This is a genomic window from Flavobacterium sp. CAN_S2, from assembly GCF_015752255.1.
Classification (GTDB): Bacteria; Bacteroidota; Bacteroidia; order Flavobacteriales; family Flavobacteriaceae; genus Flavobacterium.
Genome location: NZ_JADOVA010000001.1, coordinates 1,011,607 through 1,025,308, shown reverse-complemented (window position 1 = coordinate 1,025,308; position 13,702 = coordinate 1,011,607). Strand labels below are relative to the sequence as shown.

General features: G+C 36.9%; 9 protein-coding genes. 5 read left to right on the top strand and 4 right to left on the bottom strand.

Annotated elements, in window-relative coordinates:
- Positions 1-156: 156 nt before the first annotated feature.
- Complete coding sequence (locus IWX80_RS04610; protein WP_196852340.1) at positions 157-1,449, bottom strand: aminopeptidase P family protein; 1,293 nt, start codon at positions 1,447-1,449, stop codon at positions 157-159.
- A 202-nt stretch (positions 1,450-1,651) separates the two neighbouring features.
- Between IWX80_RS04610 and IWX80_RS04605 the strand changes: the two genes are divergently transcribed.
- Positions 1,652-4,489 (top strand): glycosyl hydrolase, encoded by a 2,838-nt coding sequence (locus IWX80_RS04605; RefSeq protein ID WP_196852339.1) that lies wholly within the window; start codon positions 1,652-1,654, stop codon positions 4,487-4,489.
- Between the two features lie 74 nt (positions 4,490-4,563).
- On the opposite strand, the gene aceA is transcribed toward IWX80_RS04605, so the two are convergent.
- Both aceA and aceB read right to left on the bottom strand, forming a co-directional pair.
- Positions 4,564-5,844: an isocitrate lyase gene (aceA, locus tag IWX80_RS04600; protein ID WP_131990435.1), complete on the bottom strand. Its 1,281-nt coding sequence runs from the start codon at positions 5,842-5,844 to the stop codon at positions 4,564-4,566.
- Positions 5,845-5,891: 47 nt separating this feature from the next.
- Positions 5,892-7,493, bottom strand: a complete 1,602-nt coding sequence (aceB, locus tag IWX80_RS04595) for a malate synthase A (RefSeq protein WP_196852338.1) — start codon at positions 7,491-7,493, stop codon at positions 5,892-5,894.
- A 117-nt stretch (positions 7,494-7,610) separates the two neighbouring features.
- Between aceB and IWX80_RS04590 the strand changes: the two genes are divergently transcribed.
- From IWX80_RS04590 to IWX80_RS04575, 4 genes are all read left to right on the top strand, one after another.
- Positions 7,611-9,092, top strand: a complete 1,482-nt coding sequence (locus IWX80_RS04590) for a helix-turn-helix domain-containing protein (protein ID WP_196852337.1) — start codon at positions 7,611-7,613, stop codon at positions 9,090-9,092.
- 454 nt (positions 9,093-9,546) lie between these two features.
- The gene (locus IWX80_RS04585) at positions 9,547-10,212 is read left to right on the top strand and encodes a succinate dehydrogenase cytochrome b subunit (RefSeq protein WP_196852336.1); all 666 of its coding nucleotides are present in this window, start codon (positions 9,547-9,549) and stop codon (positions 10,210-10,212) included.
- A gap of 13 nt (positions 10,213-10,225) precedes the next feature.
- Positions 10,226-12,226 carry a fumarate reductase/succinate dehydrogenase flavoprotein subunit gene (locus IWX80_RS04580; RefSeq protein WP_196852335.1) on the top strand — a complete coding sequence of 667 codons (2,001 nt, stop codon included), beginning with the start codon at positions 10,226-10,228 and terminating at the stop codon, positions 12,224-12,226.
- Between the two features lie 53 nt (positions 12,227-12,279).
- The gene (locus tag IWX80_RS04575; RefSeq protein ID WP_196852334.1) at positions 12,280-13,026 is read left to right on the top strand and encodes a succinate dehydrogenase/fumarate reductase iron-sulfur subunit; all 747 of its coding nucleotides are present in this window, start codon (positions 12,280-12,282) and stop codon (positions 13,024-13,026) included.
- Between the two features lie 80 nt (positions 13,027-13,106).
- Here IWX80_RS04575 and IWX80_RS04570 read toward each other — a convergent pair whose 3' ends face one another.
- Entirely contained in the window at positions 13,107-13,670 is a 564-nt protein-coding gene (locus IWX80_RS04570; protein ID WP_196852333.1) for a hypothetical protein, read from the bottom strand.
- Positions 13,671-13,702: the final 32 nt, after the last annotated feature.

The window sequence follows — 13,702 nt, the reverse complement described above, 5'->3', positions numbered from 1 at the left end:
GATAATAGCGGAAAGCCCACAGTCTAGTCTTTTTGGACGAGACGAGGACTTGCAGCGAATAGCCCGACGCAGCCGGAGTTTACGGAGGTTGGGTTGCGCCCAAAAAAAATCGGTTCACATTGCTGCAAACCGATTTGGTTGTATGTATTTAAGGAATTAACTGTTCATTAATTCTTCGATTTCGTCCACTTCAATTGGGATGTTGCGCATCATGTTGAATGGTTCGCCGCTTTCCTGAACGATGATGTTGTCCTCCAGACGGATTCCGAAACCTTCAGCAGGAATGTAAATTCCAGGCTCAACGGTGAACACCATATTGGCTTGCATTGGTTCGGTCAGGATTCCATAATCGTGCGTGTCCAATCCCATGTGGTGGGAAGTTCCGTGCATGAAATATTTTTTATAAGCGGGCCATTCCGGGTTTTCGTTTTGCACATCGGCTTTGTCAATAAGACCCAAACCTAGCAATTCAGAAGTCATTAATTTCCCTACTTCGATATGGAATTGTTTCCAAAGTGTTCCTGTAGTCAGCATTTTTGTAGCTTCGTTTTTTACATTTAAAACAGCATTGTATACTTCTTTTTGTCTTTTGGTATACTTACCTGAAACGGGAATGGTACGCGTCATATCACTGGAATAATTGGCATATTCAGCCGCAACATCTAGTAAAATCAAATCACCGGCTTTGCATTGTTGGTTGTTTTCGATGTAGTGCAACACATTGGCATTGTTTCCGGAAGCGATAATTGGCGTGTAAGCGAAACCTCTGGAACGGTTGCGAATGAATTCATGAATCAACTCGGCTTCGATTTCGTATTCGGTCACGTTTGGTTTCACGAAAGGCAATAATCGTCTAAAACCAAGTTCAGTAATATTACAGGCTTTTTGGATTAAATCCAATTCTTCGGTTTCCTTTACAGAACGAAGGCGTTGCAATATCGGGTTACTTTTTGCAACAGTATGTGCCGGATATTTCTCTTTCCACCATTTTACAAAACGGGCTTCGCGTGTTTCAGTTTCTACGGTAGCACGGTAATGCTCATTTGTATTGATGTAAATTGTTTCAGCATGCGTCATCATTTCGAACAAAACTTTCTCAAATTCCTGTAACCAATATACGGTTCTGATTCCTGTTACTTCAAAAGCACGCTCCTTAGTCAGTTTTTCACCTTCCCAAATGGCAATGTGTTCGCTGGTTTCTTTCAAAAAAACCATTTCTCTTTGGTGCTCATATGGCGCATCCGGAAAAAGCAATAAAATGCTTTCTTCCTGATCAACTCCGCTTAAGTAAAAGATGTCGCGGTGTTGTGCAAACGGCAAAGTACTATCGGCGGAAACGGGATAAATATCATTAGAATTGAAGATGGCAATGCTTTTTGGCTTCATCTGAGCCATGAACTTTGCTCTATTTTTTATAAATAAATCTCGGTCAATTTGGTGGTATTTCATGTGTTGATTTTTTTATTTAATTGTAGTAAAATGCAATCTTAATGGGCGTTTTTATGGATAAACATAAATAACATTATACAATTCTTATTTTTTATATTGATTATTCAAAAATACTAACTTTGAGAGAAACGGATGTTAATTACACTATAAAATTTTTAGATAACTATTTTTATGATTAATTTTCCAATTCAAATCAGATTTTATGAAAAAAATAGTACTCTTTTCTGCCTTCATAGTCCAAAGTGTCTCTTGGGGACAAGTTTCTGCGGAAGCGATTCAGCAATCATTGGAAGCCAAGAAACAAATGGAAAATCAATCGATTTTTCAGCAGGTTACTTTCGAAAATGTTGGGCCAACGGTGATGAGCGGAAGAGTGGTGGATGTGGATGTAAATCCGGAAAATCCAACCGAATTTTATTTGGGGTATGCTTCGGGCGGACTGTGGTACACGAATAATAATGGGATGAGTTTTTCGCCGGTTATGGATGCGGCGCCTACGCAAAATGTGGGTGATATCGCGATAGACTGGAAACGAGGAACGATTTGGGTAGGAACTGGCGAAGTGAATTCGTCCCGTTCGTCTTACGCCGGAATTGGAATTTTGAAATCCGAAGACAAAGGGAAGACTTGGCAAAATATGGGATTGCACGACAGCCATCACATCAGCAGAATACTCATAAACCCATCAAATCCAGATGAAGTTGTTGTGGGCTCAGTGGGTCATTTGTATTCTAAAAATGAAGAACGAGGAATTTATAAAACGACAAATGGCGGAAAAACGTGGAGTAAAACTCTCTATATCGACGATGAAACCGGGATTATTGATGTGGCTGTTTCGCCAAAAAACTTTAAGGTTCAATATGCGGCTTCATGGAGCAAAGACAGAAAAGCGTGGGATTTTATAGGAAGCGGTGCTACTTCGGGAATTTATAAGAGTGAAGATGCAGGATTGACATGGAAACTTTTTACGAATGCTGAAAGTGGATTTCCTGTTGGTGAAGGCGTTGGGAGAATTGGTTTAGCGGTGTATGATGATGAAAATGTGTATGCTGTTTTGGATAACCAATTTAAAAGACCGTTGCAATCTAAAAAAAGCAATTCGTTGCCGATTGCATTTTCTATGCCGGGAGACGAATTCTTGAAATTACCCAATAAAAGTCTGAATTCTATTCTAAAGAATTACGGTTTAACCGAAAAATACCGAGCTGAAAATATCAAACACTGGGTTCAAAACGGCTATTTGCAACCTAACGAAGCTGCAAAAGTAGTTCTGGATGCGATAAATAGTTTAGCGGAAACAGAAGTTATCGGAGCCGAAGTATACAAATCAAGTAACGGAGGAAAAAATTGGACGAAGACTCATCAAGATTTCATTGATGATTTCTTTTATTCGTACGGGTATTATTTCAGTGTCATTTCTGTTGATCCAAACGATGTGAATAAAATTTATTTATCGGGTGTGCCGATTATCAAATCAAATGATGGCGGAAAAACATTCACTTCCATAAGCGAAGAAAATGTTCACGCAGATCATCACGTAGTTTGGGTGAACCCAAATAAATCCGGACATTTAATTAATGGAAATGACGGTGGTTTGAACATTTCGTATGATGATGGAGCGCATTGGGTAAAAAGCAATTCGCATTCCGTAAGTCAGTTTTATGCAGTGAATGTAGATGAGCAAGAACCGTATAATATTTATGGCGGGATGCAGGATAATGGCGTTTGGGTTGGACCAAGCACTTACAAATATTCCTCAGAATGGTACCAAACCGGAAAATATCCGTACGAAAATTTGATGGGTGGAGACGGAATGCAAACTCAAATCGATAAAAGAAATCCGAATATCGTTTTTACAGGGTTTCAATTTGGGAATTATTACAGAATTGATCGTGCGACTAACAAACGAGAGTATGTTTCGCCAAAGCCAAAAAAGGACGAGAAACCATTCCGATTCAACTGGCAGACTCCTATTTTATTGTCTTCGCACAACCAAGATATTTTATACATGGGATCTAATTTCTTGCATCGCTCGATGAATCAAGGGCAAACTTGGACTGCGATTTCGCCTGATTTGACGCAAGGAGCGAAGGAAGGAAATGTGGCTTTTGGAACCATTGCTGCTATCAGCGAAAGCACTTTGCAGTTTGGTTTGCTCTACACGGGAAGTGATGATGGATTGATTCATGTTTCGAAAGATGGCGGTGCAACTTGGAACAAAATTTCGGGAAATTTACCTCAGAATCGTTGGATTTCCAGAGTCGTGGCTTCGGCACATAAGAAAGAAAGAGTATATGCAACTTTAAACGGATATCGAAATGATGATTTCACTAGTTATGTGAATATGTCGGATGATTTTGGTCAGACCTGGAAAAATATAGCCAATAATTTGCCTGCAAGTCCAGTGAATGTAATTGTTGAGGATAATGTAAATGAGAATGTTTTATATCTGGGAACGGATAACGGATTGTACGTTTCGTTAAATAAAGGAACAACTTGGTATGATTTTTCTAGCGGAATTCCGAACGTTGCGGTTCACGATTTAGTGATTCAAAAGAAAGCAAAAGATTTAGTGGTGGGAACTCATGGACGTTCGATTTATAAAGTTAACTTGGATCAAGTGCAACAACTGAATGATAAAGTGGTAGCGGAAAATCTTCATATTTTTGAGCTTAAAAAGATAAAAAAATCAAGAGAATGGGGTAACAGTTGGAGTTCTTGGGCTAAAGCTTCAGAGCCAAAAGCAGAGATTTGGTTTTATTCGAATGGGGATTCAGAAGTGCTTTTGCAAATTGAAAACAGTTTAAAAGAAGTCGTTTATTCTCAGAAAGTAAAAGCTGAAAAAGGGTTGAATAAACATGTTTATGATCTTTCCATAAGTAAAGCAACAGCTGACAATTGGAAAAATAAAGACAAAAAACTGAAATTGGAACCAGCTAAAAACGGCAACTATTACCTTCCAATTTCAGTTAATAAAATAAGTATTCAAAAAGGAAAAGAGAAAGTAGTTACTGATCTTGAAATTATTGAATCAAAATAGAAAGTCTTTTTATTTTAAAAATAAAAAACACGATTCCATCTGAAATCGTGTTTTTTTTATGGTTGCTATTTCGTTTAAAACTGTGCTACTTCTGTAGAATCTTTCATCGCAGTTGTAGAAGATTTCCCAATTGTCACGGTGTTTTGTACCGCATCAAAATAGGAAGTTCCTACGAAACCTTGGTGTTTAACCGCTTTGAAACCGTGTTTTTGCAAAGCAAATTCTCTTTCCTGCAATTCAGAATAGCCTGCCATTCCTCTTTCTTTGTAAGCTTTAGACAATTCGAACATACTCGTATTCAATGCGTGGAATCCTGCCAATGTGATGAATTGGAATTTGTATCCCATTGCAGCAAGATCTTCGCGGAATGTTTCCATTTCAGCAACGGATAATTTTGCAGCCCAGTTGAAAGAAGGCGAACAATTGTAAGCCAACATTTTTCCTGGGAATTTTGCGTGAATTCCTTCAGCAAATTGTCTTGCGTAATCAAGATCTGGATTACTGGTTTCCATCCAAATTAAATCAGCGTAAGGCGCATAACTCAATCCTCTGTCAATTCCTTGCTCCACACCACAATTTACATAGAAAAAACCTTCTCCAGTTTTTTCACCCGTGATGAATTTAGCATCTCTTGGGTCAATATCGCTAGTCAATAAGTTAGCTGCATCAGCATCTGTACGGGCAACAACAATTGTTGGTGTTCCCATTACGTCAGCTGCTAATCGAGCCGCAATCAATTTATTGATGGCTTCTTGCGTAGGAACCAATACTTTTCCTCCTAAGTGACCGCATTTTTTAGCAGAACTCAATTGGTCTTCAAAGTGAACTCCGGCAGCTCCTGCTTCAATCATCGATTTCATTAATTCGAAAGCGTTCAGGTTTCCACCAAAACCAGCTTCGGCGTCAGCAACAATAGGAACTAAGTATTCTTTTTTGTCAGCAGTTCCGTTTACTACTTGTATTTGGTCTGCTCTCAAAAGCGCATTATTGATTCGTTTTACCACTAACGGTACACTGTTCGCAGGATATAAAGATTGATCAGGATACATTTCGCCAGCCACATTTGCATCAGCGGCAACTTGCCAACCGCTCAAATAAATAGCATCTAATCCTGCTTCTACCTCTTGAATGGCTTGGTTTCCGGTAAGCGCACCCAGTCCGGCTACAAAATCCTGAGAATTTAGTTTATTCCATAAAGTATTCGCTCCAATTCTGGCAACACTATGTTCTATTTGATACGAACCTTGCAATTTTACCACTTCTTCAGCGGTATAAGGTCGCTCAATGCCATTCCATCTTGGGTTCGTAATCCAGTCGGTAACTAATTCTTGAATTCTTGTTTCTGTAGTTTTCATTTTTCTTTTTTTTTGGTTGTTTGTTAATAGGGATTGTAATTGGTTTTTTAAATGTATTTGTATCCAGGAATGGTCAAAAATTCGATAAAATTGTCGTTCACGACTAGAATATCTAATAATTGTTCCGCTAATCTGTACTTTTGTTTTTCATGATTTTCATCTCCAACAAGCTTTCTGATTTTTTCAAATTCCTCCATCGCTATACGATGATAGTAATTGGTATTTAATGTTTTTTTATTGTCCAAAACGACTTCGTTTTGTAACCATTGCCACAATTGTGATCTCGAAATTTCAGCAGTAGCAGCATCTTCCATCAAATTGTGCAATGCTGCAGCGCCTTGTCCGTTAAGCCATGAAGCGATGTATAGAACGGAAATACTAATGTTTTTTCGAACACCTTCCTCGGTAATGGTTCCTTTTGGAGTTTCGAGCAAATCATTTTCGGTAACGTGTACGTCCTCTCTTTTTACCTGAATTTGGTTTTTGGTTGGCATGTATTTATCAAAAACTGTCATTGCAAGTGAAACTAAATCCGGATGTGCGACCCAAGTTCCGTCATGACCATTTTTTACTTCCCGTTCTTTGTCGGCTATTACTTTATCGAAAGCAATTTTATTAGCTTCTTCGTTGTTTTTTATTGGAATTTGCGCCGCCATTCCGCCAATTGCATGAATATTCCGTTTGTGGCATCTTTGAATAACTAATTGGGAATACGCACTCATAAATGGAGAAGTCATCGTCACCTGATCTCTATTAGGAACAATGAAAGCTGGGTTTTTTCTTAATTTTTTTATGTAAGAAAAAATGTAATCCCATCGCCCGCAATTCAGGCCTACAATATGCTCTTTCAGTTCAAAAATAATTTCGTCTAATTGAAAACTGGCAGTTATTGTTTCGATTAAAACCGTGGCTTTGAATGTTCCGTTTTTTACGCCTAAATATTCCTGAGTAAATTCGAAAACTTCATTCCACCATCTTGCTTCCAGATAATGTTCCAGTTTTGGAATGTAAAAATACGGTGCCGTTCCATCTTCAATAAGTTGCTTATGATTGTGAAAAGCATATAATCCGAAGTCAATTAGTGATCCTGAAGTTTGTTCTCCGTTAATCAAAATATTTTTTTCCGGCAAATGCAATCCTCTTGGACGAACAAGCAGTACTGCAGTTTTTTCGTTCAGACTGTATTTTTTATTCTTTATAGTATCTTCAAGAGCAATGGTTTTATTTACCGCATCTTTCAGGTTTTGCTGTCCTGTCATTAAGTTGCTCCAAGTAGGAGAAGTGCTGTCTTCAAAATCAGCCATGAATGTTTTTGCACCCGAATTCAATGCATTAATGACCATTTTTCTATCGACTGGACCGGTTATTTCGACTCTTCGATCTAATAAATCTTCAGGTGTTTTCGCTGCTACCCAATTACTTTCTCTGATGCTTTTGGTCTCAGCAGGAAAAGTTGGTAAGACACCTTGATCGAATAAATCCTGTTGTTTTTTTCTTTCGTCTAATAACAAAAGTCTTTTGGCATTGAATCGCTCGTGAAGTTCTGTAATAAAATTAATGGCCTCATCCGTCAAAATTTCTGGATAATACTCTTTCGTTTCATTGGAAAACTGTAACGATTTTTCGGTTATTTCGGTATTTGCTTTCATGGTTAATATGTTTTACATGACAATGTTACGAAAAGTTTTTTACAAAACAAGCGAACGTACGCTAAAAATGAAAAATATTTTTTTTGGCGTAAATATTTTTTAGCTTATCTTTGAGATATGAACATAGAAAAGGATTATATCAAGTTGATTTTTGGGCTTAAACTCAAGCAGGCTCGCACTAATAAGAATCTGTCACTATTTGGTTTGGCAAAAATCACAGACCTTTCAAAATCGTATTTAAACGAAATTGAAAAAGGGAAAAAATATCCAAAAACGGATAAAATTATTCTGTTAGCCGAAAAACTCGATATTTCCTATGATAATATGGTGTCGTTGAAGCTGGATAATAATCTGGCGCCCATTGGAGAAATTTTAAAATCGGGAATTTTAAAAGAGATTCCTCTGGAGATTTTCGGAATTCAGGAAAACGATCTTATCGACATTATTGCTAATGCACCTGCAAAAGTCAATGCGTTTATCAGTACGATTATTGAGATTGCGCAACATTATAATTTGACAAGAGAGAGTTTCTTTTTGGCGTCGTTGCGTTCGTACCAAGAAGCACATACGAACTATTTTGAAGATTTAGAACAGAAAGTGTTGCAGTTTTCCAAAGCTTTTCACGTGAATATTGAGGCCAAAATTTCGATTGAAGAACTCACGGCCATTTTAATTGAAGAATATGGGTATACGATAAAAGAACTCGTTTTTTCGGAGCAAGAACAATTGGGGGATTTGAGATCGATTTTTGTGCCAAAAAGTAAAACATTGTTACTTTCATTAGATATTGATGAACCTCAAAAGGCATTTATCTTGGCCAAAGAAATTGCATATAATTATCTTGAAATCACCGAAAGGTTATATACGTTCAGTTGGATTAAGTTTGATAATTTTGACCAGGTACTGAATAATTTTTACGCATCTTATTTTGCGGGAGCGTTGCTGATTCCAAGGCAGAAACTGATTGACGAACTAAATTTATTTTTGTCTAAAACAGATCCACAACCTCAAGAAATGATTGCTTTGATGAGCGGATTTAATGTTTCTCCAGAATCATTCTACCAGAGGCTGACTAATATTTTACCAAAAGATTTTCAGTTGAAAAATCTCTTTTTCCTGCGATTGTCCCATCAGATAGGAACGGATACGTATCAGATAAAAAAGGAATTGCATATCACGAACCAGCAGGAACCGCACGCGAATGAAATGAATGAACATTACTGCCGAAGATGGGTTTCCATACGTACGATAGAGCAATCATTGAAGCAAAATAAAAATCATTTTTTTGATGCGCAAATCTCCAGTTACGAAAATAGCAAAAATGAATATCTTGTTTTTTCATCCGCAACACCGGATCCGTTTAAAGTAGATTGTATCCGTAGTATTTCGGTAGGAATATTGATTACACCGGGAATGAAGAAAAAATTCAAGTTTATCGAGAATGATTCACTTAAGAAACAGATTGTCGGGGTTACCTGTGAAACTTGTGCCGTTAAAAATTGTTTGGAACGTGCTTCGCCGCCAATTCAACTGGAGCAAAAAATGCGCAACGAAAATACGGATTTAATTGTGCAGCAATACATGGCAAAATTCAGTTAGCGTTGTAAATAAAAAAAACCGAAAGTTTAAATGCGAATTATTGGTGCTTTTATTGGTAAAAGCGGTGGTGTCAATTCCTGCTTTGCTCATAAAAATTTCCTTTTAAAAATAAAATTTAGGAGTTTGATGACAATTTTTTAATGACCTTTAAAAGTGTGTTTATTAATCTTATAAGAATATGAAATTTAATTACGACCAAAATTATTAATCTGATAAATTTAGTCGGAATTTCTAAGTATTATTGTTATACCGCAGATTAGTTTATTTTCATAATTATTGACTTTTGTTTAACTAAATTACAGGCTTATAGAGTCTTAAGTATTGATTTTTAGCAAATTGTTAAGTTCTGGTGTTTAACACTTTAAAATCATTATAAATTATAGCGAAAAGGTTGTAGTTCATTACTAATTGCTCTATTTTTGTATGATTTTTAAATTAATTCATACAAATTCCTATGGCAAAATCTGCATTATTAAAGTCATCGATAGCAAAAAAAGTCGCTATGGCGCTTTCTGGACTTTTCTTAATTTTATTTTTAGCACAACATTTTTTTATAAACAGTACCTCGGTTTTTAGTCCTGATACTTTTAACTCTATTTCTCATTTTATGGGAAATAATCCATTGGTTCAGTTTGTAATCCAGCCAATCCTTATTGTCGGTGTTATTTTTCACTTTACGATGGGTATTGTTTTGGAAATCAAAAATAATAGTGCCAGACCAATTTCGTATGCTAAGAATAACGGAGCGGCTAACTCTTCTTGGGCTTCAAGAAATATGATTGTTAGTGGTTTAGTGGTTCTTGCATTTATTCTATTACATTTTTACGATTTTTGGGTTCCGGAAATGGTGTATAAATATGTAGATGTTAATCCGCTTAACGAAACTAGATATTTTGAGGAGTTAACACATAAATTCGTTAGTCCGGTTCGTACCGCTATTTATTGTGTTTCGTTTGTTTTGTTATCGCTTCACTTATGGCACGGTTTCAATTCTTCTTTCCAATCTGTAGGTTTCAATAATAAATATTCAAGATCATTACATAAATTAGGATATGCTTTTGCAATTGTAGTTCCTTTTGGTTTCATTTTCATTGCATTATTTCATCATTTTAATCATTAATATTAAATTATAAATGGCATTAGATTCAAAAATTCCAGGAGGTTCAATTTCGGACAAATGGACAAATTATAAAGATCATATTAATTTAGTAAACCCTGCTAACAAACGTAATTTAGATGTAATTATAGTTGGTACAGGTTTAGCTGGAGGTTCTGCTGCTGCAACTTTAGCAGAATTAGGATATAACGTAAAAGCATTTTGTTTTCAAGATTCACCACGTCGTGCGCACTCTATTGCTGCACAAGGGGGAATTAATGCTGCAAAAAATTATCAAGGAGATGGAGATTCAACTTTCCGTTTGTTTTACGATACTGTAAAAGGAGGAGATTACCGCGCCCGTGAAGCAAACGTTCACCGTTTGGCTGAGGTCTCTACAAATATTATTGACCAATGTGTAGCTCAAGGAGTTCCTTTTGCACGTGAATATGGTGGATTATTAGACAACCGTTCTTTTGGAGGTACATTAGTTTCTAGAACTTTTTATGCTAAAGGACAAACAGGACAACAATTATTATTAGGAGCGTATTCAGCAATGAATCGCCAAATAGGTCGTGGAAAAATAAAAATGCACAACCGTCACGAGATGCTGGATTTAGTTATCGTAAACGGAAAAGCAAGAGGGATTATCGCTCGTAACTTGGTTACAGGAGAAATCGAAAGACATTCTGCTCATGCCGTAGTTATTGCTTCAGGAGGATACGGAAACGTATTTTTCCTTTCGACTAACGCGATGGGAAGTAATGTTACAGCAGCGTGGAAAATTCACAAAAGAGGAGCGTATTTTGCAAATCCTTGTTACACGCAAATTCACCCAACTTGTATTCCAGTATCCGGAGATCATCAGGCAAAATTGACATTAATGTCAGAATCGTTGCGTAATGACGGACGTATTTGGGTTCCTGCAAAATTAGAAGATGCTAAGGCGATTAGAGAAGGGAAATTAAAACCAACTCAAATTGCAGAAGCGGACAGAGATTATTATTTAGAAAGAAGATATCCTGCTTTTGGAAATTTAGTACCTAGAGATATTGCTTCTCGTGCTGCTAAAGAAAGATGTGATGCCGGTTTTGGTGTTAATAAAACGGGAGAAGCTGTTTACCTTGATTTTGCTGCGGCAATTGAAAGATACGGAGTGGATCAAGCCAGATTAAAGCATTTAGACGAGAATGATAAGGCTTTGGTTACGAAATTAGGTACAGAAGTTGTGGCTAATAAATATGGTAACTTGTTCCAGATGTATGAGAAAATTGTGGATGAGAATCCATATTCAACACCTATGATGATTTACCCAGCTGTACACTACACGATGGGAGGAACTTGGGTTGATTATAACTTACAGACTACAATTCCGGGTTGTTTCTCTATTGGAGAGTCTAACTTTTCAGATCACGGAGCGAATAGATTAGGAGCTTCTGCATTGATGCAAGGTTTAGCTGATGGATATTTCGTTCTTCCGTATACAATTGGAGATTATTTAGCGCCAGATATTAAAATGGGTACTATCTCTACAGATTCTCCAGAATTTGAACAAGCTGAGAATAATGTTAAGCAACAGATTGAAGCTTTAATGAATAACGGCGGTTCTAAACCAGCGGATTACTTCCATAAGAAATTAGGAAAAATCATGTGGGACAAAGTTGGAATGGCTCGTAATGCTAAAGGTTTAACTGAAGCACAAAGTGAAATTGCAGCAATTAGAGAAGAATTTTACAAAGAGGTGAAAATTCCTGGAACAGCTAATAGTTTCAATACTGAACTGGCTAAAGCACTTCGTATTGCAGATTTCCTTGAATTGGGAGAGTTGTTTGCTAAAGATGCTTTACATAGAAATGAATCTTGTGGAGGTCACTTCCGTGAAGAGTATCAAACACCAGAAGGTGAAGCACAACGTGACGATGAAAACTTTGCATACGTTGCAGCATGGGAATACAAAGGTAATCCTAGCGATGCAGTGTTGCACAAAGAAGAGTTGAAATTCGAAAATGTTAAACTAGTTCAAAGAAGTTATAAATAGTATTTAGAAAAGTCTCGATACTTAATTCTTAATACTTAATACTTACAAAAAAAATGAAACTTACATTAAAAATATGGCGTCAGAAAAATGCCGCTGCAGAAGGAAAAATAGTTGAATATCCAATTGACGGAATTGAACCAGATATGTCTTTTCTTGAAATGCTTGACATTTTGAACGATGAGTTAATCGTAAAGGGAGAAGATACCGTTGCATTTGATCATGATTGTCGCGAAGGAATTTGCGGAATGTGTTCCTTGTATATCAATGGTGAAGCGCACGGTCCTGACCGTTTGGTTACGACTTGTCAGTTGCACATGCGTAAATTTAAAGATGGAGACACTATTTTTATCGAGCCGTTTAGAGCAAAAGCTTTCCCGGTAATTAAAGATTTAGTTGTTGATAGAGGTGCATTCGACAGAATCCAGCAATCTGGTGGGTTTATTTCTGTAAACACATCTGGAAACACTATAGATGCCAATACAATTCCTATTCCTAAACATGATGCTGACAGAGCTTTTGATGCAGCTACATGCATTGGCTGTGGAGCTTGTGTGGCGAGTTGTAAAAACTCATCTGCTATGTTATTTGTTTCTGCAAAAGTGTCTCAGTTTGCTTTATTGCCACAAGGTAAAATTGAAGCTGCTGACCGTGTAATGAACATGGTTGCTCAAATGGATGCAGAAGGTTTTGGTAACTGTACAAATACTGGAGCTTGTGAAGTAGAATGTCCAAAAGGAATTTCTCTTGAAAATATTGCCAGAATGAATAGAGAATATTTATCTGCAAGTTTAAAAGGATAAAAATTCAAAGTATATAATTAAAAAACGCATTCAATGTCAAAGTTGAATGCGTTTTTTTATGCAAAATAATCATTCTTAAATTAATCTTTCCAGCCCCAAGGTGCCGAAGGTGTTGCTACTGTTTTCTTCAAGTCAAATTTTACTGTAAACAATCGATCTGAACCGATGCGTCTTAAGTTGTAAGTAAAAGAAGTTTCGTCTAAAGTGATCCACCATACATTTGCGGAAGCATTTGGAATCAAATCACAGGTTTGTTGATCTGCCGGAAAAAACTGAAGCGTTGATGAACCAGAATTTGAGGTTGTTCCGCCGTATTGCGTCACCTTATCTTCGGAACCGTCTTCGTGGCGGTGATCGTGTTTCAATTGGATTCGGTCATTTTTATAGGTTAACACCCATGTTCTTGATTTGTCCTCTCCTACAAAAAACGGAATCCGAATCGTATTTTCGTCACAGTTGCGCACGTGCATTACCAGTTTTTTATCTCGAAATGTGTCATTTGCAGCGCCTTCTTTTACTTCTCCTTCAAAGGATTTTCCGCATTGTTTTTGTAAGTTTTCCCAAAATTGTTTTGCTCCTGATTTTTCTTGTCCAAAAATCAAAATAGAGAATAACATGGTGCATGCAAGAAGTATCTTTTTCATAAAATTGTTTTTTGCTAATATAATGAACTTCT